We start from the raw sequence: 22,718 nt of genomic DNA, 5'->3' as shown, positions 1-22,718 counted from the left end.
CCACGAAAGGCCGGGCAAGGTCAACCGCGACCGATCATCCCAAAACCAACGGCGAAGGCCAGGCCGGCGCAAAGGAATGCGGCAAGCATCAGCAGGCCGTCGCCCACCAGCATCGCCAGTCCGAACGCGGCTATGGCAGCCATCGGAGCCGTGCTTGCGAAGGGCAGGAGTTCGAGCGGCGGCACGGTAAGCGCCAGCACGATGACACAGATCGCCGCTCCGCGCAGCCAGGCGCCCTGCGTCAGGGTCTTCATGCGCCCGTGAAACCATCGGTCGAGAAAGGAACCTGCCTTGCGCAGGAACGGCATGGCTTTGCCGATCCGCTTCGTGCGCAGGGACCTGCGTTCCAGGAAGCCCGGCAGCCACATGTGCTTGCGGCCCATCACGATCTGCGCTGCGAAAAGGACGATGATCGCTGCGAGTGCGGTCGGTACCCCGGGGATGCCGCCAACGGGAGACATCTCCAGAAGAGCAGGCAGCAGCAGGAAAGGGCCGAAGCTGCGCTGCCCCAGCACCTCCACGATTTCGCCCATCGTGGTCTTCTCATTGTCCTCGACGAGTTTCTCCAACTCGTCCAGCATCTTGCTAACGGCGCCATGGGCTTTGCTCATGACGGAGCGAACGTCGCGGAACGGCGCCTGTTCCCCGCAAGGCTGCAGTTTGCGGCGGCGCAGGGCAGCGGACCAGGTCGGAGGCGTCCTTTCGCCGTAGTTGCCGTATCGCCCATGTTCGTTCACAAGGGCGCAATGGCTGACCAGACCAAGATCAAGGGTAGGACGTCCAAAGCCCAGCGCCGGCAGCGCGAGGTGCCTACGATCAGCGACGTAGCCGAGCACGCGGGCGTCTCTCCGATGACGGTATCGCGCGTCATCAACAATCGTGCCGCCGTCCGCCCGTCCACTCGTGAAAAGGTCGAACGATCGATCGAGGCGCTCAACTATTCGCCCAGCGCCGCCGCCCGCACGCTGGCTGGCGGCGAGGAGATGCGCATCGGTCTGCTCTACAGCAATCCCTCCTCCTCGTACCTGAGCGAGTTCATGGTGGGTGGACTGGATCAGGCGAGCCGCAACAACGTGCACCTCGTCGTGGAGCAGTTCGAGGAAGGGTGGCCGGTGGACCAGTTGATCCGGCACCTGCAGCGTGGCCGTCTCAACGGCATAATCCTGCCGCCTCCGCTCTGCGACGCGCCGCAGATGCTCGAGGCGCTGCAGATTGCCGGCATACCTGCGGTCTCGGTCGCGACGGGCTATGCACCGAATGGAACCGCGGTGGTAAGCATCGACGACTTCCATGCCGCCTGCGAGATGACCCGGCACCTGATTGCGCTCGGGCATACCCGCATCGGCTTCATCAAGGGCAACCCGAACCAGCGGGCCAGCGAGCGGCGCTACGAGGGCTATGTCGCAGCGCTGGAGGAGGCGGGCCTCACGCTGGAGCCATCGCTTGTCGTGCAGGGTTTCTTCACGTACCGCTCGGGGCTGGATGCGGCAGAGCAGATCCTGGACCTGGCCGAGCCACCGACCGCGATCTTCGCCAGCAACGACGACATGGCCGCCGCCGCCGTCGCCGTGGCCCATCGCCGCAGCCTTGATGTTCCCGGCGATCTCACTGTCTGCGGGTTCGACGACACGCTTCTGGCCACGACCATCTGGCCGGAGCTGACGACGATCCGGCAGCCCATCAGCGACATGTCCCGGGCTGCGGTCGACCTTATCGTCGAGCAGTTGCGGCGCGCCAGCCGGAACGGCAGCGAAGCCGAGACAGAGGATGCTCCGCACGTGCTCCTCGATTACACCTTGATCCGCCGCCAGTCGGACGCCGCGCCGCGTCGCCGGCCCCGGTCCCGCTCACGCGGGCAGGACCGCACCACGCATTGATCCGCTCAACCGGCGGTGATCGTCATGGCAAGGTGCAGCGCCTGTCCCGGGCCGAGTGAAGCCATGCCCTCGGGCCGGTTCAGGGCATTTGGCATGTGCGTGACCGGCTCCAGGCAGAAGATCGGCAGTTCCGGTGGTCGATAAAGGTGAAGGAACGGCGCTCCGCTCGCCGTGACGCGGACGAAGCTTCCGTCCTCCCGCGTCACTTCCGCCTCTCCGTCCCAGCCTGCGTAACAGTTGTCGATCAGGGTGTCGCCCGCCAGTGGGCTGCCTTTGTCCCAGTCGCCCAGCGCAGCCGCAGGAGCGATGCGCTCGGGCAGCAGGTCGTCGCCCGTGAGCCAGACGCCCTGCGCCTTGAAGCGGAGCCTCGTTCCCGGTTCGCGCGCGAAGTAGGGATGGAACCCAAGTCCGGCAGGCATCGGCCGATCCGAAAGGTTCTCGACCCGCAGGACCAGCTCGATGCCGTTCTCGAGCAGCGAGATGCGCTGCTCGGCCCGGTAGGCAGACGGCCAGGAGCGATCCCCTTCATGGACGAGGAGTACACGGTCCTCGCCCGCCTTGGCGACGGTCCAGGCAGCGGTCCAGCCGAAGCCGTGCAGGCTGTGAGGATGATCGCCGAAGTTCAGCGGAACCGTGCAGTCCTCGCCGCCGTAGCGAAACCGGCCGTGGCCGATGCGGTTGGCGTAGGGCACGAGCGGGAAGCACGCAGTCTCCAGCGGTCCGCGGGGATCGGGCGGAACATCGCCCGGGGTACCGCGCAGAATGTCCCGCCCCGCCTTGCGCAGGAAGCGCAGGCTACCGCCGCGTCCCGGCGAGATCGCCGCGTCCACATCGCCGCGCGCCAGGCGGATCGTGGGCGTCACCCCTCCATGTCCTCGAGTTCGCGTCCCTTCGTCTCATGCACCATGGCGCGCACGAAGAAGAACGAGATTGCCGCGAAAAGCGCGTATCCCGTGTACGTGACCGCAAGTCCGGGGGACACCGCAAGCGAAGGGAAGCTGACCGAGATGGCGGCGTTCGCCATCCACTGGGCAAACCCGGCGATGGCAAGGCCGGAGCCGCGGATCTGGTTGGGGAACATCTCGCCCAGCATGACCCACATGATCGGCCCCCAGCTCATGTTGAAGAACACGACGTAGAGGTTAGCGGCGACCAGCGCGATCACGCCATTGTTGCCTGGCAGGCTGACGGCTCCCGCTGCGTCCGTAACGGCCGTGGAGAAAGCGTAGGAGACGACAGCCAGAGTCACTGCCATTCCAGCCGAGCCGATCAGCAGCAGTGGCTTGCGGCCGATGCGGTCCACCAGGAGGATCGTGGCGAGGCAGGCACCGATGGAGAGCACGCCCGACAGGATGTTGGTCTGGAGGGCATAATCCTCGGAGAACCCGACTGCCTCCCAAAGCGTGGCGCCGTAGTAGAAGACTACGTTGATACCGACGAGCTGCTGGAATACCGCAAGGCCGATCCCGGTCCACACGATGGGACGAACCTTGCCGCTGGCCTTGTCGAGAAGGTCGGAGAGGCGGGGGCGGTGATGGTCGGCGGCAAGGCTGGCGCGGATTTCCGCCACTTTGCGTTCGGCTTCCGTAGCGCCGAACAAGCGGGTGAGGACGGCTTGCGCACGTTCGATATGCCCGCGTGCGACAAGGTAGCGCGGACTTTCCGGAATGCCGAGGAGGGCGAGGAAATAGATCGCCGCCGGAATGGCCTGCAGCCAGAACATCCAGCGCCAGGCCGGATAGCCGAGCCAGAAGTCTGCGGTCGATCCGCCCGCATAGCGCGCGAGCGCGAAGTTGGCGACGAATGCACCGGTGAGGCCGGTGATGATCATGACCTGCTGGATGCTCGACAGCCGTCCCCGGACCGACGCGGGAGTGACTTCGGAGATGTAGACGGGCGAGATGACGCTGGCCGCGCCCACGCCCAGGCCGCCGATGATCCTGGCGATGATGAAGATCTCCGAGCTTCCGGCGGCGCCTGCCAGCAGCGCGCTGACCAGGAACAGCACGGCGGCCAGCATCATCACGCCGCGGCGGCCGATCCGGTCCGACAGCCTTCCGGCAACGAAGGCGCCGATCGACGAGCCGACGAGGATGGCCCCGACGTTCACGCCGATGCCAAGCCGGCCAAGGTCGAATGCGCTCTCAAGGCCCTTCTGCGTGCCGTTGATGACGCCCGAATCGTAACCGAACATGAAACCGCCGATCGTCGCGACCGCTACGATCGCGGCGATGAAGGTCATGTTGACCTTCTCAACCACCCTCTCACTCATCTTCCCGTCTTCCTTGTCGTATGTTGTCGCGGGATGCGCCTTGATCTAGCGCCAGCCCGCGTCGATGAAGTAATCGTGTCCCGTACACATCCTTGCATCGTCCGAGGCAAGGAACATCGCCAGCGCCGCTACGTCCGCCGGAAGTATCCGGCCGTCAAGGCACTGCGCGGCGACGATCTCGTCCTCTCCTTCCGGTGTGTACCATTTCATCTGGCGCTCGGTCTTCACGTTCCCGGGCACGATGGTGTTCACGCGTATCCCATCCCTGCCGAGTTCGCGCGCGAGCGCCCGGGTCATGCCTTCGATCGCCGCCTTGGCAGTCTGGTAAAGGACGAGATCGGACAGGGCCAGATGCCAGCTTATCGAACCGAAGTTCAGGATCACTCCGCCGCCTGCGGCGCGCATCGCCGGAATGGCAGCGCGGGCCACGAAGAACTGGTGCCGCAGGTTCACCGCCATGTTCTCTTCCCAGAACTCCGGGTTGACTTCGGCGATGGTGTGCCGGTCGTCGCGCGCGGCATTGTTGACCAGCACGTCGATACCGCCCAGCCTGTCCTGAACCTGCGCCATCATGGCCTCGAGCGCGGAAAGATCGCGCAAGTCGCAAGGGTGGAACGAGGGAGCGAAGAGGGCTTCGCGGCCGAGCCGTTCCGCAAGCGCCTGTCCGGGACCGTCGAGGATGTCGCAGAACGCGACACGGGCGCCTTGCGCCGCGAAGCCTTCTACCAGCCCTTCGCCGATGCCGCTGGCGCCGCCGCTTACGAAGACCTTCTTGCCCTTGAGGCTGGGATAGCAGGCGCGGGTGGTGTCGTTGCCGACCAGTTCCGCGATCATGCGAAGACACCGGCCGCCAAAGCACCCTGCAGCATGGTCCCGGCGGCGCGGCTTCCACTCGGTAACGAGGCTGACGGCCGAGGCGCGGCCAGATACGAGCGCGTACTACTGGTGCGCACGCTCTCTCCTGCGGAATCCCCGAAAGAAAATACGATCACCATCCCTAACTCCCACTCGACAGGGCGATGTGATAGCGATACCAAAGCGATTGTCTATTCGTATTCGGCACCGGAGCGTCAGTTTCCGGGCGGCGAGGGGTTCAAGAGGATGGCCATGTTGATGGGTGGTTTCGACAGCCTGCGGCACCGCACCTGCATCCAGGACGCGTGCCTGTGCGGAAGCGCTGGTGTGGCCGAAGCTTTTTCGGCGCTAGCGATATCAATGATCCACCGAAATCGCGCGGCATCGAACCGGCAGCGATAGTCCATATGTCTTGCGCCCGAGAGGCGGCGTGAAGTGAAACGGGTAAGGAGGGGAATGAAGATGACCGGCAGGGCGCGCGCGGCGCAGGTCGCACAAAAGGGATTGCTGGCGCTGGGGTTGTCGTGGATGGCGCTTGCCGCCAGCGGCGCGGCGGCAGAGCCGATGGCGCTGCTCGACCGGAACGGCAGCCGTGTCGCTGTCGAGCCCTATGCGCCCAATATCGTGCGGGTGACGATCGCCCTCGATCCGGCGTTGGCGAGTGCGTCTCCGGGCGAGGGGCCAAACGCGAAGGCCGATGCCGCGGGCTGGACTCACCGGGCGGATGCCTCTGGCGATGTGTTCGCTTCTTCCGCGCTCACGCTGACGGTCGACGCGCAGCCCTATCCTCCTGCGCCGACGATGATGCAGCGCTATTTCGCGCCGTCGCTGCCGCCGGTTACCCTGTCGGTCAAAAGTGCGGACGGGACCGTGCTCACTCGCATGACCGGGTGGGAAATGGCGCCTGTCACCGTCAACGGCGAAAAGACCTTCAAGGCCGGCGCGACGTTCGACGCGGCCGCCGACGAGCACTACTATGGCCTTGGCCAGAACCAGGAAGGCACGCTCGACCTCAGGGGGCGGCAGATCGACTGCGCGCACAACTACGACGCACCGGCGGGCGAGACTGTCTGCGTTCCCTTCATGGTCACCAACAAGGGCTACGGCATCGTCTGGGACAACCCGGCGCGTACTCTCGTGTGGCCTGGCCTCCACGGCAGCACTCGCTTCCAGTCGCAAGTGGGCGAGCGCGTGTCGTTCTTCGTCATCACCGGCAAGACCACGGACGAGCTTTACGCAGGCTATGCCAAGCTTACCGGCGAGACGCCGCTGCCCCCCAAGGCGGCATTCGGCCTGATCCAGAGCAAGGCCCGCTACGAGACGCAGAAGGAACTGCTCGACGTCGCGCAAGGCTATCGGCAGCGCAACCTGCCGCTCGACGTCATGGTTCTCGACTGGTTCTACTGGTCGCGCATGGGCCAGCTCGACATCGATCGCACCTATTTCCCCGATCCCAAGGGGATGAACGAGCAGCTGAAGTCGATGGGCATGCGCTCGATCATCAGCGTCTGGCCGCGCTTCGAGCGGGAGTCCCGCTACTTCGACATGCTGTCCTCCAAGGGTTGGCTGCTGAAGGACAAGGAGGGCAACGTCGTCGACGGCCTGCCGATGCGCTATGATCGGGCCGGCGCCCTGATCGACAGCACCAATCCCGAGGCGCGCGAGTGGTTCTGGGGCAAGCTGCGCGACAACATCCTGTCCGAAGGTTTCGACTGGTTCTGGCTCGACGAGACCGAGCCAGACCTTATCCCGGACGGCTACTTCTATTCGATCGGTTCGGGCGACCGCTACCACAACCTCTTCCCGCTGGTGCACACCGGCGGCGTGGCGGCAGGGTCCGAGCGGGATCGCCCGAACTTCCGCAACATGATCCTGGCGCGTGCCGCTTACCTTGGTTCGCAGCGCAATGGAGGGCTGTTCTGGTCCTCCGACGTCAAGTCCACCTGGGAGGCGCTTGAGCGGCAGGTTCCGGCAGGTCTGGGCTTCACCGCCAGCGGCCTTGCCTACTGGGGCAGCGACATCGGCGGATGGCAGTGGCCGAGCGGACCCAAGGCGCAGCACCCGCTACTCGTCGATCCTGCGGGCGCGACCGCGATGGCGCCCGACTACACCGACTATCCCGAGCTGTTCGTCCGCTGGTTCGAGTACAGCGTCTTCACGCCCACTCTTCGCATCCACGGCCAGCGGCCCGGAGCCTCGCTCTGGGAATACGGCACCGCGGCCGAGCCGATCCTCGCCGACTGGCTGCGCCTGCGCTATTCGCTGATCCCGTACCTCTACTCGCTGGGACGCGGGACTTACGAGACCGGTGCGCCGTTCATGCGGGCGCTGTTCATGGACTTCCCCAACGACCCCAAGGTCGCGACGATCGGCGACGAGTACATGCTCGGCAAGGCCTTCCTCGTCGCTCCGGTGACGAAGCAGGGCCAGACCCGCCGGTCGGTCTACCTGCCCGCGGGCACCGCCTGGTACGACTACTGGACCAACCAGCGCTTCGAAGGCGGGCAGACGGTGGAGGTCGACACGCCCATCGAGCGTATTCCGGTCTTCGTGAAGGCCGGCTCCATCGTCCCCATCGGCGCACAGGTGCAGAGCACCGCCACGAAGCAGATGATCGACAGCATCCGCGTCTATCCGGGCGCCGACGCTTCCTTCACGCTCTACGACGATGATGGCACCACCAACGCCTATCGCGGGAAAGGCGGTCGCAAGGCGGAACTGGTCTGGGACGATGCGAGCGGCAGGCTCACCAGCCGTCAGGCGCTGCCGACGGGCCAGTCCCTGAACGGCCTCGTCAGGATCATGGCCGGGCAGTAAGCCCCGGTCGACATTTCAGGAGACGGACCAATGACAGGAATCAATCGCCGCCAGCTCGGCCTCGGCTTCGGTGCCGCAGCGCTCGGGGCTGCTTTGGGGGGCCGGGGTGCTGCCGCACAGGGCGGAGCCGCAACTTCCGCCGCCGCTTCCTCGGGCGCCGCCGCTGCCGACGCGCTTTCCTTCCCCGCCGACTTCCTCTGGGGCTGCGCGACCGCATCCTACCAGATCGAGGGCGGGGTAAAGGAAGACGGACGCGGCGAGACGAACTGGGACGTGTTCTCGCACACCCCGGGCAAGACGCGCGACGGTGGAACCGGTGACGTCGCCTGCGACAGCTATCACCGCTACAAGGAGGACATCGAGCTCCTCAAGGCGCTGGGCGTCAAGGCCTATCGCTTCTCCGTGGCGTGGTCGCGCATCTTCCCGAGCGGCAGGGGCAAGCCCAACCAGAAGGGGCTCGACTACTACAATCGCCTGATCGACGGCCTGCTTGCAGCGGGCATCGAGCCGCACATGACGCTCTTCCACTGGGACCTGCCCACGGGTCTAGAGGGCGGCTGGCAGTCGCGCGACACCGCCTATGCGTTCGGGGATTACGCCGGCTACATGGCGGGCAAGGTCACCGACCGGGTGAAGCACATCATGACGGTCAACGAGCTGCGCTGCTTCACCGACCTCTCCTACATGACCGGCGGCAAGGCGCCCGGCCTCAAGCTGCCCATGGCCGAGGTGAACCAGATCCGCCATCACGGCGTGCTGGCCCACGGCCTCGGCGTGCAGGCGATCCGGGCGGCGGCAAGAGCAGGCACGGAGGTTGGTCTGGCGGACAACCCGACGATCTTCGTGCCCGCGATCGAGACGCCCGAGCATATCGCCGCAACCGGTAAGGCGATGCGCGAGGAGAACGCGATGTTCCTCACCGCCATCCTCGAGGGCCGCTACCTCGAGAGCTACCTTGCCGCGCAGGGCAAGGATGCGCCCAAGATGAAGGCGGGCGACATGAAGCTGATCGGTTCGCCGCTCGATTTCGTGTCCCTCAACATCTACACGCCCAACTTCGTGCGGGCGGCGGACACGGCCAGCGGCTACGAGATCCTGCCCCATCTCGCCAACTCGCCGCGCATGGCCTCGCCCTGGCTCTATGTCGGGCCGGAGGCGCTCTACTGGGGCGTGCGCACGGTCAGCGATCTATGGAAGCCGAAGAAGATCTACATCTCGGAGAACGGCACTTCGGCGGACGATCCTGTCGCGCAGGACGGCAAGGTCTATGACGCAGACCGCGTCATGTACTTGCGCAACTACCTGACTCATCTCCAGCGCGCCACACGCGAAGGGTATCCGATCGAGGGGTACTTCCTGTGGAGCCTGATGGACAATTTCGAGTGGGAGGACGGCTACACCAAGCTGTTCGGCATCCACCACGTCGACTTCAAGACCCTGAAGCGCACGCCCAAGCTCAGCGCCGACTGGTATCGTGAACTGATCCGCACCAACCGACTGGTGTGATTGTGTCCGGCCCGGCAAGTCCGGGCTGGACACCTTCTTGCGCTTAACAATGATTGCGCTAACATCGACAAAGAATCGAGAGGATTGGCATGCAGAAGATCGGAGCAGTTATTGCTGCAGCGGCCGCGATCGCGCAGCCCGCGTTGGCCGCCCAAGCCTCGCCCTTGCGCGAGATCGCTATCGATGTCGCAGCGCCGACGGGTCCCGTCGATCGCTTCTTCGATCTCTCGGTCGGTTCGGACTATCCGGGCACGCTGATCCGCGATGACAGCCAGGCCCAGCTCAAAGTCGCTTCGGACGAGCTGGGCTTTCGCTACATCCGCTTCCACGATGTCTTCCATGACGTGCTCGGCACTGTGCGGAAGGTGGACGGCAAGATCGTCTATGACTGGACCAGGCTCGACCAGCTGTACGATGGCCTGCTTGCCAAGCACATCCGACCGTTCGTCGAACTGGGCTGGACACCGGCGGTGATGCGCACCTCGGAACAGCAGCTGTTCTACTGGAAGGGCAACACGTCGCACCCCGACCCGGCGATGTGGCGCGATCTCGTGAATGCCTTCGTCACCCATGTGCGCGGCCGCTACGGCGTTGATGAAGTGCGCAGCTGGTACTTCGAGCTCTGGAACGAGCCGAACCTCGACGGCTTCTGGGAAAAGGCAGACCAGAAGGCCTACTTCGAACTCTACGCCAACACCGCTCGCACCATCAAGGCGATCGACCCTGCCTTGCGCGTCGGCGGTCCGGCAACTGCCGGTGCGGCCTGGGTGCCGGAGTTCCTGAAGTACGCGTCGGACAACAAGCTGCCGGTCGATTTCGTGACGACCCACACCTACGGCGTGGAAGGCGGCTTCCTGGATGAAGAGGGCAAGCAGGACACCAAGCTGTCACCTTCGCGCGATGCGATCGTCGGCGATGTTCGCAAGGTTCGCGGCGAGATCGAGGCTTCGGCTTTCCCGGGTGTGCCGCTCTTCTTCACGGAGTGGAGCACCAGCTACACGCCGCGTGACTTCGTGCACGACAGCTATATCAGCGCGCCTTACATCCTCTCCAAGCTCAAGCAGACGCAAGGCCTGGCGCAGGGCATGAGCTACTGGACCTATACCGACCTGTTCGAGGAACCGGGGCCGCCGCCCACGCCGTTCCACGGCGGTTTCGGCCTGATGAACCGTGAAGGCATCCGCAAGCCCGCGTGGTTTGCCTACAAGTACCTGAACGAGATTCGTGGTCAGGCGCTTGCGACAGGGGACGAGCAGGCCATGGCGGCGCGCGACGGCAAGCGTGTGACCGCGCTGGTCTGGGATTTCCAGCAGCCCGTGCAGAACCTCAGCAACAAGCCGTTCTACACGCGGCAGGTTCCGGCGACGGCAAGTCAGAAAGTCACGTTCCGGTTCACCCACATGCCCCGGGGCAGCTATCGGCTGCAGGTGCGCAAGACCGGGTACCGGCTGAACGATCCGCTCTCGTCCTACATTGACATGGGCATGCCTGCCTCGCTGAGCGACGCGCAATTGTCCCAGCTCCAGCGCGAGACGGCGGACAGGCCCGAGCAGGAGAAGCGGGTCCGCGTGGGCGCCGACGGCGCAGCCACGGTCGAGGTGTCGATGCGCAGCAACGACGTCGCGCTCGTCACGCTTGAGCCTGCAGGCCAGTAGGAAGCCAGGGATGAGCATCACACGCCGCACCATGTTCCAGGGCGCGCTTGCCGGAGCAGCCGTGCCTTCGCTGGCGAATGCGCTCACGAAAGGTCGAGCCACGCCCGCGCCAAAGTGGGGCTCGGGCGCCGAGGGGCAGCGCAAGGCCGACCTCGGCAACGGTTTCTACCGCAATCCCATCGTGGCGGGGGACCACCCCGATCCCACGATCCTCAAGGATGGCAGCGTCTACTACATGACGTTTTCGTCCTTCGATTCCTATCCGGGTCTGGTGATCTGGCGCTCGACCGATCTCGTCAACTGGGCCCCGGTTGGGCCTGCGTTGCATCAGAATCTCGGCACGATCTGGGCTGTAGACCTGGTCAAGCACGATGGCCGCTATTTCATCTACATCCCCGCCGACCCGAAGGGCGAGGGCTGGTCGATCTTCGTGATCTGGGCGGACGACATCTCCGGGCCGTGGAGCGAACCTATCGATCTCAAGATCGAAGGCAGCATCGATCCCGGGCACATCGTCGGCGAGGACGGCAAGCGCTACCTCTTCACCAATGGCATCCGCAAGGTCCGCCTGACCGACGATGGCCTTGCCACGGATGGCACGCTGGAAAAGGCGTACGACCCATGGCGCTATCCGGATGACTGGGTGGTGGAGAACTTCGCGCCCGAAGGGCCCAAGCTGCTGCGCCGAGGCGAGTGGTTCTACCTCGTGACGGCAATCGGCGGGACGGCGGGCCCGGTCACCGGGCACATGGTCATCGCCGCAAGATCGCGCTCGATCCATGGCCCTTGGGAGCACTGCCCGCATAACCCGCTGGTGCGCACCGTCAGCGTGGAGGAGCCGTGGTGGTCGCGCGGCCATGCGACTCTGGTGGAAGGCCCGGCGGGTGACTGGTGGATGGTCTACCACGGCTACGAGAACGGCATGCGCACGCTTGGCCGCCAGACGCTGCTGGAGCCGATCGAGTGGACGGCCGATGGCTGGTTCCGCGCCAAGGGGGGCGATCTCTCCCTACCGCTGCCCAAGCCGAAGGCCGGCGTACCAAGCGCCTCCGCGCCGGCACTGTCGGACGACTTCAGCCGTGACCGCTTCGGCGTGCAGTGGAGCTTCCATGCGCCAAGGTCCGGCGAGGCAGACCGCGCGCGCTATGAACCGGGCGCACTGGCGATCACCGCCAGCGGCAGTTCGCCCGCCGATTCCTCGCCGCTGACGTGCCTCGTCGGAGATCGCAGCTATCGGGCGGAAATCTCCATCGATCTCACGGGTGATGGAGAGGCGGGTATCCTCCTGTTCTACAACCACAAAGCATTCGTGGGCCTGGGCTTCACGCCCGAAAAGCTGAAAATCTACGAGTACTCCGAGGACCTTCCCTGGGCGGCGGTGGCGCACAAGGCCCGCAGCGTGCGCCTGCGCGTCACCAACGAGGAGAACGTCGTCACCTGGCACTACTCCTATGATGAAGGGCGGACCTGGCAGCGGCACGGCACGCGGATGGAAGTCTCGGGCATCCACCATAACGTTTTCGGCGGCTTCCTCAGCCTTCGCTTCGGCGTCTACGTGGCCGGATCGGGGCAAGCGAAGCTGCGGGACTTTCGATATCGGGCGCTCGGCAGCGCTTGAACACATTGGCCGCCCGCCTGCGCAAAGCGGCGGCCAAGGCGCACCGCCCCAACCTCCTCCCAGGGGCGGTGCGCCGACCTGAACGTCCGGCTGCGCGGTGTCAGCGGCGACCTCGTCCCGTGGCGGTCCAGTAGATCCCGCCCATCAGGTGCGCGAGGTATTGAGGGTCGCGGTACATCTCGACGTTGTGCCCCAGGGTGGTGACGAATACGCGGCCCCTCTCCCATTGATGGTGCCAAGCGATGGGGTGGTGCTTCCCCATCGGCCTTGCAATCTGGCCGGGCCAGATGAGCGTGGGATCATAGCTGCTTTCGTCCACGCCCAGCACCGGCGTGATGTCGATATTGTGCGGGTTCGCGGTCACGTAGAATTCGTCGCTCCAGAGCCAGGGGGAGGGCAGGCCGAAGGTTGCGGGGAAGCCGCTGTCCTCCACGGTGACCACGCCGGTCTGCAGCATCGGATGGATGACGAAGCTGCGCCCCACCATCTTCTCGTACCAGGGCCAGTCCTTGTTCGGCATGATCAGCGCACGGTGAACGACCATCGCGTTCCCGCCGGCGCGCATGTAGGCCTCAAAGCCCGCGCGCTGGGTCGCGTTGAGCTCCTCTCCCGGCGTGTTGAGGAACAGGACCGCCGCGTAGGGCTTGAGGTCCTGCTCGAAGACCTCGGGCCTGTTCGTCCATACCAACTCGAACTCGTGGAGCCTGGCCAGGCGTTCCAGGCTGTCGCGTGCCACCGGAATGTACTCGTAGTGGTACTTGTTGGGGATCGCGAGGACGAGCAGCTTGTACTGCGGGTCGGCCCAGGCGCTTGCGGGAGCGGCAAGGGCCAGGAGAGCCAGCAGCATGCGAACGATCTTGCGCATCATTCAGGTCCGTGGTCGATGCGTGCCGCGTAAAGCGCGTGATGGGTGAGGATGAACAGCGTTTGGCGGTCCTTGCCGCCGAACACCAGTTGTAGCGGACGTTCGGGCACGTCGATGCGGCCGATCTCCTGCCCTTGAGGGGAATAGACGAAGACCTGTCCATTGGCGACGTAGACGCGTCCCTGCGGGTCCGAGGCAACTCCTTCGCCGCCGCGATCCGCAAAGACCTTGAGATCGGTGAGCGCGCCGCCCGCGCCGACCTTGCCACTGTAGGTCCGGTTTTCCGAGCCGTTGGTGACGTAGACACGCTCACCCGCTCGGCCCTGGACGAAGCCATAGGTGTCGAGCGAATCCGAGAAGCGCAGGCCGCGGTGATCGGCGGGACCCTGGGCGAAGACGCGCCACGCGGGGAGCGCGAGGCTACCATCGGGTGAGACATACTCCTGCGCCTTGGGCACCGCCATGTCGCGGGCGAACATCTCGGAGAGCGTCGTGAACTCGTACGTCTTGAAGTCCAGCTGATCCTTGAACTCGCCGTTGTTCCACCAGTTCACCGGCATAACGGTGGCTGCGTTCCGCCTGCCCCTCGCCGTCGGAGCGATGACCGTGAGTTCAGTGTCGGGTGTCCCCGGTTTCAGGCTGTAGACCGTGCCGTTGCGTCCGAAAGACGAGAGCACGAGCAGGTTGCCGGAGGCGTCTACCGACAGGTTGACGGGATCGAGCGCTGCATCGCGCACGATCTCCAGCCTGCCTTCGTCCGACCAGCTCCAGATGCGCTGGAAGTGCCGGTCGATGAAGTAGAGCTTGCCTGAGGCGTCCACCGCGCCGCCGCCGGCCGAGTGGAAGCCGTCGGCCAGCTTTTTCACCCTGGCTCCCTGGAAAGTCGATGCCGCGACGGGTTCGGGTTTCCCGATCACGTCGAGCACCGCAAACTCGCGTTCACGCACGTCCAGCCCGTGGGTCACGTCGCGGATGGCATTGTCGAAGGGGAACTTGGTGAGCCGCAGGAAAGTAGCGCAGCCGTTCTCGTCGCAGGTGCCAAGGCCGCTTTCGCCGTTCACGTGAACGTTGCGGAATCGAATGTCGTGCGAGTTGTACAGCGTCACGGCCGCCGGCGCGGGCTTGCGCGTACGGGTGACGCGATAGCCGTGGAAGTTGGCGACGAGGATGTTGCTCGAATTGCGGATCTCCAGCGCCACCGCGTCGCCGCTTTCGCCTGCCTCGCCTTCGGTCTGGGGCGCGAGCAGCTCCCAGTTCTGAACGCGATTGAGCCCGATCTCGGTTCTTACGTGATGCTCCACGGAGGCTTGGATCAGACGCCCGGGTGTACGCGTGTCGGAGATCAGGATGCCGGGGTGGGCGAAGGTGCTGGGGCTCCAGATGTTGGCGAATGTGCCGCCCCCGCCCTGCGTGACCCAGAGGCTGGCGTACTGGCCGTCCCAGCGTTTGGCGGCGTCGGGATCGCCGGTGCCGTTGTTGTTGTACGGATCGATGCGCGTGCCGTCGAAGCGGTTCGTGCCATGGCCGTTCTGGAACTTGACGTCGTTGACCATCGAGTTCGCGCCCGCCTTCCACAGGAGCGCGGTGGCGCGCGGATTGATGCCGCCGGTGTCGAGCCCGATCCCCGCCACGATGGCATCACCGCCGCTGGCGCTTTCGACGAGCGCTTTCGGCGCACCAACGCCCTGCCATGCCGGCGTGCCGTCCGGCAGTACGATGCGCGACAGGCTGGGATGGAGGCCGACCAGCACCGTGTCCGGCCGCAGCCGCAGCGTCTCGCTGACCACGTAGAAGCCGGCGGGAAGGTAGACGACCTTGTGGGTGTCGATCGCCTTCTGGATGGCGGCGGTGTCGTCCGTCCGGTTATCGCCCTTGGCGCCGAGCGTGCGGACGCTGACCCACTCGGAGACCGGCGGGAGGGGCCGGATGGCAGGGGCGGAAGGGCCGGGCAGGGCGCCGAGCGGCCCGGCCTCCACTTGCGTGCGGTATTCTCCCATGCGGCCCATCGCCGGCAGCGTCAGCCCGTGCGTGAACGAGGAAACCTTGTACGTGCCTCCCTTGCCGGGGACTGTCCTCCCGCTTTCGCGAAAGCGTGCGAAGACCGGCGTGTTCGTCGCCAGCACATTCTGGAAGCCGATCTGGGTGTAGACGTTCCTCTCGTTCGAGATGATCACCCCTGCCTTGGAGACATTCTCGAAACGCACGTCCTGGCCCCAGAGCCAGTCGCCATAGCCGCGGTCGATCTCGATACCCACGGGGGTGTTGCGGATGGACACGTTGAGCAGGGTCAGCCCGGCCTCGTGTTCGCGGATGGCAGCGTCGCGCTGTCCTTCGAAAGTGGCATCGACAAGCGCGAAGGGCCATGCGGGCGAGGGCTTCTCGGCAAGGATGCCATAGCGTCCGCCGCGAAAGTGCAGGTCTTCCGCTTCGTTTGCGACGTGGTAAAGCCCTGCGAGCCCGGAGCCGATGTCGAAATCCACATGGCTGACGAAGCTGTGTTGGGCGGAGTGGAAGCGGATGGCGGTGGCGGCCGGGTTGCCGTCGAGGATCCGGAAATCGATGTTGCCCAGCGCGGAGTAGAACGTGCCGGGGTTGGCGTCTGCCACCTCCTTCGTGGCCGGCACGATGCCGGGCGGAGGGAAGGCGATCTCGCGCTTGTCCTTTGGGTCGCGTTCACGCGGCGATCCCGCGAAGACCAGCATATGGCCCACCCCTTTCTGGAACCCGGGTGTCCTTGCGCCAAGCACGATGACGGGCCGCTTCTCGCCCACGCCGAAGATGCGGACGCCCGGCCAGAGGAACAGGGTGCGGCTGATCCGGTACGTGCCGGCAGGCAGGAAGACGATGCCGCCGCCGCCCTTGGCCGCAGCCGTGTCGATCGCTTGCTGGACGGCCGCGGTATCGTCCGCGCGCCCGTCCCCCATAGCCGAAACTGTGACGGCCGAAGGCTCGTCCGGTGCGGTGGTGTAAACGGAAGGGGAGGCGGATGCGGCCTGTGCGAGCAACAAGGCCAGCACCGCCGCGCTGGTTCCGATCAGGCCGCGCATCATGTCGTTCACTCCGAAGCAAAAAATGTCCCGGCCGCAAGGCCGGGACAGTTCGTGGGGGGTATCGTCGATCAAGTCAGAAATTGAAGCGGATGCCTGCACGATATGTCCGTCCCAGAGTGTCGTACAGGGAGGGGTTCACGTCCAGTCCGGTGTTGGTCTGCGGCGAGGGCGTTGGATCGCGGTCGAACACGTTGTCGACCTTGAAGTAGGCCCGGATCTGCGAGGTCACGTTGTACGAACCGCCGATGTCGAGGTAGAACGCGCCGTCCATGTGGTTGTTGTCGATCGTCGGATTGTTGACCGTCGACACGGGGCAGCTGCCGGGCCGGCACTCGATGTACTGGTTGCCGAAGGTCCCGTCCGAGAACCAGCGTTCCTGCACGGTCAGACTGAAGTGATCGTTCTCGTAGGTCTGGATCGCCAGCCACTTCCAGTCGGGCGTGGCGCCGGTGTTGTTGCCGGCGGTGTCGACCGGGATCGTGCCGGGAAGACCCGTGTCGGTCACGAACTTGCGCACATGGGTCGCCAGGGCGCGCAGGGTCAGGCTGCCGTCGAGGCCGAGCGGGTTCTGCCACTGGTAGCTCGCCTCGATGTCGAAGCCGCTGGTCTTGATCGAGGCGAGGTTGAATGCCTGCACGTTGACGTAGTTCGGGCCGTTCGGGTTGTTGAGGTCGAACGCGCTGCAGGTCGTCGGGTCGCCCTGGAAGCAGAGATTGACGATCTGCTGGGCAGTCAGGCTCGAGATCACGTCATCGAGCTTGATGTCGTAGTAGTCGAACGAGAGGCTGAGGCCCGGGAGCCACGAGGGGCGTGCCAGCACGATGCCCACCTCGGTATTGCGCGCGACTTCCGGCTTGAGCGCGGTATTGCCAATGGTGTTCTGCAGGATCAGCACCTGCGTATTGGTGAACGGATCGGTGAAGTTCGGGACCGTTGTCGTGGTGGGCGCGGCGAAGAGTTCCGACAGGTTCGGGGCGCGAACATCGCGTGAGGTCACCGCCCGCAGGCGCAGGCTGTCGAGCGGGGTGTCCCAGGTTCCTCCCACCTTCCACGACCAGATCGTACCCGAGGTGCTGTAGCGCGTGACGCGCGCCGCGCCGTTGAGGTTGGCCCGGCCCGCCCCTTCTGAGTCGAGGATGGGCAGGTCGACTTCGAGGAAGCCCTCGACGACGTCGTACTTGCCGCGACCGTTCTTGTAGTTGCCGGCGTACCAGTTGTTGCCGTCGGCAAGCAGCAGCGGGTCGGCGGGGTACTCGTCGTCGTAGGGGCTCGTCGATGATACGCCTGCGCCATAAGGGTCGGCGTTGACCCGGTAGAACTCGCGCCGGTACTCGCCGCCGAACGCGATCGAGACCGGGCCGGCCCAGGATTCGAAGGGCGAGCCCGAGATGTTGACGCTGGCAACGTCCTGCGTCTGCTTGGTGTGCTGGAACGGCCCGTTCTCCGGCTGGAGATAGGCCAGCGCCGCCGACGAGGGCGTAACGGCGCCGAAGATGTTGATCGGCTGGCAGCCGTTCGCCCGGGCAGTCGCATCCGCGCAGACAATCGCGCCGTCCAGCTCGATTGCGTTGATCGCGGCGGTGTAGCGCCGGCTGAGCAGGATGTTGCGCACGTTGATGTCGGTGATGTTGACACCGTGTTCGTAATAGGCGTCATAGTTCCACGCCGTGCCCGCCGCCTCGAACTTGCCCTTGGCGCCGCCCACGAAGCGGTACTGCTTGCGGTCGGTGAAGACCTTGATGTTGGGCAGGATGGCGTTGCTGAGGCCATAGCGGAAGCTGGTGATGCCTGCGTCCGCGCAGGCAGCCTGCACCAGGTCCGGCACGAAGGGATTGGCGCACTGGACGGTGAGGTTGCTGAGTGCAGCGCCCGGGTTCGGCTGGTTGTTGGTCTTCACCTGCGCGATGTTGACGGTGGCATAAAGCTCGTTGTCGTCCGCAAACTCGTAGCTGAGGCGGGTATAGCCGTTGATGCGCTTGAGCGCAGACTGCAGGGACGTGCCCGATCCGACATGGCCCGACATGTCGCCGCCGACGCAGAAGCCGACATAGCAGCCGGTCACGTCACCCGCCGCATTGCCTGCCGGAACGCCGTTCGATCCGTAGTTGAAGTTGTAGGGCCGGCCGCTCGGATCGAAAGCGATGCCCTGCAAGGGACCCGCGTTGATGAGGCCATACTTGGCATACTGGTAGGGCTGGGCGTAGTCGCGATAGAGGTACTGCGGATTGGTGCTGTCCAGCACGCCGGTGTTGACCAGCGTGCTGGCACGGTACCAGTCGCGGCTGCCGGCGAGGTCGGTGCCGAAGTTGCCGGGGCCGACGCCTTCCTCGTGGTCGTATTCGCCGCTGACGATCACGTGGAAGCGGCCAAGCGACTTGCCCCAGGCGCCCTGGACCAGGACCTGCTCGTTGTCGTTGTAGCGGGTAATGCCGCCTTGCACGTTGCCCTTGAAGCCTTCGAACTTGGTGTCGGTGATGAAGTTCACCACGCCGCCGACCGCATCCGAGCCATAGGAGGCCGAGGCGCCGCCGGTTACCACGTCGACGCGCTTTACCAGCAACTGAGGGAACAGGCTGATGTCGGGCACGCCGGTCACGTTGGCGCCTACGACGCGCTGGCCATCGAGCAGGGTCAGGGTACGGATCGTGCCGAGACCCCGCAGCGAGAACGAGGAGAGGCCCTGCGAGCCGCTGGAGGTGCTGAACGTGCCGGTGGCCGCACCCGTCGAGCCCTGAAGCGAAGGGAGCTGCGCGATCGTGTTGAAGATGTTGGGCTGCGCATTGGCGGCGATCTGCGCTTCGCCGATTACCGTGGTGGGCGTGGGCGCGTTGAAGCCGCTGGAGGTGATGCGCGAACCGGTGACGACGATCTCCGCCGCCCGCTGGTCCGACACGGAGGGTACTTCCTGCTCCTCCTGCGCAGCAGCGGGGGCTGGTGGCGATGCTTCCTGAGCATGTGCCGATCCTGCGAGAATGACAGCCGCCAGCGCTGCCAAGCTTACGCCCGACCGGTGGCGGTCGATAGTCGCGATGCTCTTCATGATCCTTCCCCTTCAACCTCCGGCCGCCCGTTTTTCGGACTCGGCCGCGCCGCTTCCGGCATTGTCACGACGTTACCTTGGGACTGCTCTGACCGCACTTACCACTTAGGTCGTAGATACCTCGGCATCACGGTTTCGCGGTGTAGAGCGCGTGGTGCGTGAGGATGAAAAGCGTACGCCCATCCTGCCCGCCGAACAGGATCTGCAAGGGCCGTTCGGGTACGTCGATCCTCCCGATCTCGCGTCCGTCGGGAGCATGGATGAAGACCTGCCCGTTGGCTATGAAGACGCGCCCATCCTGGCCCACCGTCACGCTTTCGCCTCCACGGCCGGCGAAAGGCTTCAGGCTTCCAAGCGCGCCCAGAGAGCCGATCGTCCCGCTGTAGGTGACGTTCTCGGAAGCATTGGTCACGAACATCCGCTCTCCCGGCTTGCCGCCAACAAGCCCGTTCGCGTTAAGGCTGTTCGACCAGCGCCATCCGACGTGGTCCGCAGGCCCTTGCTGCCATACACGGAATGCCGGAAGCGCAAGGCTGCCATCGGGAGAGACGTATTCGCGCGCCTTCTTCGAACCCGCATCGCGTGCGAACATTTCGGCAAGGGTCGTGAACTCGTAGGTGTCGTGGTCCAGCTGATCGCGAAATTCGCCGTTGATCCACCAGTTGACTGGAAGGAGCGTTCGCGCCTTCGGTCTTGCCCGGGCGGGAGTTGGCTGGATGATCGTGATCCGGTCGGTGGGGTCGGCCGGGTCAAGCGAGTAGACGCTGCCTTTCGTGCCGAGCGAGGAGAGGACGAGGAGATGGCCCGATGCGTCCACTGCCAGGTTCACCGGATCCAGCGCGTGATCGCGAACGATCTCCAGGCCTTTCGCATCGGTCCAGCGGTGAATGCGCTGGAACCGCCTGTCGATGAAGTAGAGAGCACCTTTCGCATCCGTCGCCGCGCCGGAGATGGACCAGAAGCCGTCTGCCACCTTCTCCAACTTAGTGGCCGGACGCGTAGCCTCGGGAGCGACCGGGTTTCCGACGGGGCCGATGTCCAGCCGCGCGAACTCGCGTTCCCGCACGAAAAGCTTGCGCGTCACATCCTCGATCGCGTTGTCGAAGGGATACTTGCTCGCGCGAAGGAAGGTGCCGCAGCCTTCGTCGTCACAGGCGGCATACCCGCTTTCCGCATTCACGTGGACGTTGCGGAAGCGGATGTCGCTGGAGTTGTACAGCTTCGCCGCGCTGCGAGCGGGATGGTAGCTGCGGGTGACGCGGTAGGCGTGATAGTTGGCGAACAGAAGATTGCGCGAGTTGCGGATCTCGAGCGAAACGGCGTTCGGCCCGTCTCCCACCTCCTGCTCCGTCTGGGGAGCGAGGAACTCCCAGTTCTGCACGTTGTCGAGCACGAACTCGTTGCGGGCATGGTGTTCGACGGACATCTCGTAGACATGGCCCGGTGTGCTCGTGTTCGTCACATAGAAGCCTGCCTGTGCGAAAGTGTTCGGGCTCCACACGTCCGCGAAAGTTCCGCCGCCGCCATCGGTCACCCAGATGCTGGGATATTGCGCATCCCAGCGACCGTCCGCGACCGGATCTCCGCTGCGGGCGCTCATGCTGCCGAGCGGCTTGCCGTCGGCGGTCGGTGTTCCGCCGCCGCCCATGATCTTCACGTCCTCGACCAGGCTGTTCTCGCCCGAGCGCCAGAGGAGCGCGGCGGCACGGGGATTGACCCGGCCCGTGAACAGCCCGATCCCGGAAAGCACGTTGTCGCCGCGCTGCGGGCTCTCGACGATCGGCACCACCGTGCCGACGCCGGAATGGCCGGGGTTCTCGTCGGGGACATAGAACTGCGTGATCGCCGGATGCAGCCCGATGAGAATGCTGTCGGAACGCAGCTTCAAGGGTGCGGTGACCTTGTAGAACCCGGTCGGGAAGTAGAGCACCCTGTTCGTATCGATCGCGCGCTGGATGGCGGCGGTGTCGTCCGCCTTGCCGTTGCCGGCCACACCCACAGTGCGGGCGTTCACCCAGTCCGCCACAGTCGGAAGGTCGCGGATGGCCGGAGCGCGGGGGGCGGGCATGGCCGAGAGCGGCTCGATCTCGGCCTGAGTCGCATATTCTCCGGTCGAGCGACCATGCGCTACCTCGATGCCATAGGAGAAGGCGGATACCTTGTAGGCGGCGCCCTTACCCTCGACGGTGCTCCTGCTGTCGCGGAAACGCGCAAAGACCGGGGTTTCGCTTGCAAGCGCGTTTTCGAAGCCGATCTGGGTGAAGGCATTCCGCTCGTTCGAGATCACGACTGCCGCCCGGCTGACGTTCTCGAAGCGCACGTCCTTGCCCCAGAGGGAATCACCGTATCCACGATCCACCTCGATGCCCACCGGCGTGTCGCTGATAGAGACGTTCACCAGGGTCAGCCCCGCTTCGTGCTCGCGAATTGCGGCGTCGCGCTGACCCTCGAACGTAGAATCGAGCAGCGTGAACTGCCATGCGGGGGAGGTCTTCTCCGTTACGATGCCGTAGCGGCCACCGTGGAAGTGGACGTTCTCGATCACGTTGCCGGCCTGGTACACGCCTGCAAAAGCGCTCCCCAGCCGGAAATCCATGTGGCTGAGGAATGCGTGCTGCGCGAGGCGGAAGCGCACTCCGGCCGCAGCGGGGTTGCCTTCGGCGATCTCGATGTCGACGTTGCTCATCGCCGAGTAGAACGTGCTGGAATTGGCGTCGCGGACCACCTTGTCGCGCGGAACGACCGTTGGCACGGGCACGGGAACCTTGCCGACGTTGTACTGGTCGTCTCCTGCAAAGACGATCATCGTCGACACGCCTTTCTGGAAACCGGGAGTGCTCCGGCCGAGCAGTATCGTCGGGCGCGTCGCGCCTATGCCGTAGACCCTGACCCCGGCCGGCACCACGAGCGTGCGGGTGATGCGGTAGGTTCCGGAAGGCAGGAAGACGATGCCATGGCCTGTGCGGTCACGCGCGCTGTCGAAAGCCTGCTGGAGGGCGTCGGTGGCGTCCGTTCTGCCGTCTCCCGGCGCACGCACGGTCACTGCGGTGGGCTCGTCGGGCGCGACGGGGAAGACCGAGGTTCCCGCCGCGAGAGATGTTCCGGGCGAGGCCAGAGCCGTGCCTACGAGCATGACTGCCATGAAAGCGCCGCGTCTGATCAT

13 protein-coding genes are annotated in these 22,718 nt (G+C 65.1%); 5 read left to right on the top strand and 8 right to left on the bottom strand.

Annotated elements, in window-relative coordinates; all coding sequences use genetic code 11:
• Window positions 1-20: 20 nt before the first annotated feature.
• Window positions 21-611, bottom strand: coding sequence for an exopolysaccharide biosynthesis protein (locus GR702_RS16775; RefSeq protein WP_160986936.1), 591 nt, complete (start codon window positions 609-611; stop codon window positions 21-23).
• Window positions 612-746: 135 nt separating this feature from the next.
• Here GR702_RS16775 and GR702_RS16770 point away from each other — a divergent pair, with 135 nt between their 5' ends.
• A complete protein-coding gene (locus GR702_RS16770; RefSeq protein WP_160986935.1) occupies window positions 747-1,877 on the top strand; it encodes a LacI family DNA-binding transcriptional regulator in 1,131 nt (376 codons plus the stop codon).
• Between the two features lie 5 nt (window positions 1,878-1,882).
• Here GR702_RS16770 and GR702_RS16765 read toward each other — a convergent pair whose 3' ends face one another.
• Genes GR702_RS16765 through xylB form a run of 3 tightly spaced genes read right to left on the bottom strand, consistent with a single transcriptional unit; the run spans window position 1,883 to window position 4,983 of the window.
• On the bottom strand, window positions 1,883-2,740 hold the full coding sequence (locus GR702_RS16765; protein WP_337192636.1) for an aldose 1-epimerase: 858 nt from the start codon (window positions 2,738-2,740) through the stop codon (window positions 1,883-1,885).
• On the bottom strand, window positions 2,737-4,149 hold the full coding sequence (locus GR702_RS16760) for a sugar porter family MFS transporter (RefSeq protein ID WP_160986934.1): 1,413 nt from the start codon (window positions 4,147-4,149) through the stop codon (window positions 2,737-2,739). The genes GR702_RS16765 and GR702_RS16760 overlap by 4 nt, the downstream gene beginning before the upstream one ends.
• Window positions 4,150-4,194: 45 nt before the next feature.
• A complete protein-coding gene (gene xylB / locus GR702_RS16755; protein ID WP_160986933.1) occupies window positions 4,195-4,983 on the bottom strand; it encodes a D-xylose 1-dehydrogenase in 789 nt (262 codons plus the stop codon).
• Window positions 4,984-5,466: 483 nt separating this feature from the next.
• On the opposite strand from xylB, the gene GR702_RS16750 reads away from it, so the two are divergent.
• From GR702_RS16750 to GR702_RS16735, 4 genes are all read left to right on the top strand, one after another.
• On the top strand, window positions 5,467-7,821 hold the full coding sequence (locus GR702_RS16750; RefSeq protein ID WP_160986972.1) for a glycoside hydrolase family 31 protein: 2,355 nt from the start codon (window positions 5,467-5,469) through the stop codon (window positions 7,819-7,821).
• A 30-nt stretch (window positions 7,822-7,851) separates the two neighbouring features.
• Window positions 7,852-9,327: a GH1 family beta-glucosidase gene (locus GR702_RS16745; protein WP_160986932.1), complete on the top strand. Its 1,476-nt coding sequence runs from the start codon at window positions 7,852-7,854 to the stop codon at window positions 9,325-9,327.
• Between the two features lie 89 nt (window positions 9,328-9,416).
• Entirely contained in the window at window positions 9,417-10,982 is a 1,566-nt protein-coding gene (locus GR702_RS16740) for a GH39 family glycosyl hydrolase (RefSeq protein WP_160986931.1), read from the top strand.
• Window positions 10,983-10,992: 10 nt separating this feature from the next.
• Window positions 10,993-12,600, top strand: coding sequence for a family 43 glycosylhydrolase (locus tag GR702_RS16735; RefSeq protein WP_160986930.1), 1,608 nt, complete (start codon window positions 10,993-10,995; stop codon window positions 12,598-12,600).
• A gap of 100 nt (window positions 12,601-12,700) precedes the next feature.
• Here GR702_RS16735 and GR702_RS16730 read toward each other — a convergent pair whose 3' ends face one another.
• The 4 genes from GR702_RS16730 to GR702_RS16715 all read right to left on the bottom strand — a co-directional run bounded on the left by GR702_RS16730 (window position 12,701) and on the right by GR702_RS16715 (window position 22,718).
• Window positions 12,701-13,465 (bottom strand): ThuA domain-containing protein, encoded by a 765-nt coding sequence (locus tag GR702_RS16730; RefSeq protein WP_160986929.1) that lies wholly within the window; start codon window positions 13,463-13,465, stop codon window positions 12,701-12,703.
• Entirely contained in the window at window positions 13,465-16,515 is a 3,051-nt protein-coding gene (locus tag GR702_RS16725) for a glycosyl hydrolase family 28-related protein (protein ID WP_160986928.1), read from the bottom strand. The genes GR702_RS16730 and GR702_RS16725 overlap by 1 nt, the downstream gene beginning before the upstream one ends.
• Window positions 16,516-16,588: 73 nt before the next feature.
• The gene (locus GR702_RS16720) at window positions 16,589-19,555 is read right to left on the bottom strand and encodes a TonB-dependent receptor plug domain-containing protein (protein ID WP_160986927.1); all 2,967 of its coding nucleotides are present in this window, start codon (window positions 19,553-19,555) and stop codon (window positions 16,589-16,591) included.
• A 127-nt stretch (window positions 19,556-19,682) separates the two neighbouring features.
• Window positions 19,683-22,718 (bottom strand): glycosyl hydrolase family 28-related protein, encoded by a 3,036-nt coding sequence (locus tag GR702_RS16715; RefSeq protein ID WP_160986926.1) that lies wholly within the window; start codon window positions 22,716-22,718, stop codon window positions 19,683-19,685.

Origin of the sequence: Novosphingobium silvae, from assembly GCF_009856825.1 — a bacterium.
Classification (GTDB): domain Bacteria; phylum Pseudomonadota; class Alphaproteobacteria; order Sphingomonadales; family Sphingomonadaceae; genus Novosphingobium; species Novosphingobium silvae.
The sequence above is the reverse complement of the archived record's forward strand: the minus strand, read 5'-3'. Positions and strand labels throughout refer to the sequence as shown.

Bases quoted from the DNA above. Each gene is read 5' to 3' on its own strand.
- GR702_RS16775 (WP_160986936.1), bottom strand. From the start codon at position 611: ATGAGCAAAGCCCATGGCGCCGTTAGCAAGATGCTGGACGAGTTGGAG.
- GR702_RS16770 (WP_160986935.1), top strand. From the start codon at position 747: ATGGCTGACCAGACCAAGATCAAGGGTAGGACGTCCAAAGCCCAGCGC.
- GR702_RS16760 (WP_160986934.1), bottom strand. From the start codon at position 4,149: ATGAGTGAGAGGGTGGTTGAGAAGGTCAACATGACCTTCATCGCCGCG.
- xylB (WP_160986933.1), bottom strand. From the start codon at position 4,983: ATGATCGCGGAACTGGTCGGCAACGACACCACCCGCGCCTGCTATCCC.
- GR702_RS16750 (WP_160986972.1), top strand. From the start codon at position 5,467: ATGACCGGCAGGGCGCGCGCGGCGCAGGTCGCACAAAAGGGATTGCTG.
- GR702_RS16745 (WP_160986932.1), top strand. From the start codon at position 7,852: ATGACAGGAATCAATCGCCGCCAGCTCGGCCTCGGCTTCGGTGCCGCA.
- GR702_RS16740 (WP_160986931.1), top strand. From the start codon at position 9,417: ATGCAGAAGATCGGAGCAGTTATTGCTGCAGCGGCCGCGATCGCGCAG.
- GR702_RS16735 (WP_160986930.1), top strand. From the start codon at position 10,993: ATGAGCATCACACGCCGCACCATGTTCCAGGGCGCGCTTGCCGGAGCA.
- GR702_RS16730 (WP_160986929.1), bottom strand. From the start codon at position 13,465: ATGCGCAAGATCGTTCGCATGCTGCTGGCTCTCCTGGCCCTTGCCGCT.
- GR702_RS16725 (WP_160986928.1), bottom strand. From the start codon at position 16,515: ATGATGCGCGGCCTGATCGGAACCAGCGCGGCGGTGCTGGCCTTGTTG.
- GR702_RS16720 (WP_160986927.1), bottom strand. From the start codon at position 19,555: ATGAAGAGCATCGCGACTATCGACCGCCACCGGTCGGGCGTAAGCTTG.
- GR702_RS16715 (WP_160986926.1), bottom strand. From the start codon at position 22,718: ATGATCAGACGCGGCGCTTTCATGGCAGTCATGCTCGTAGGCACGGCT.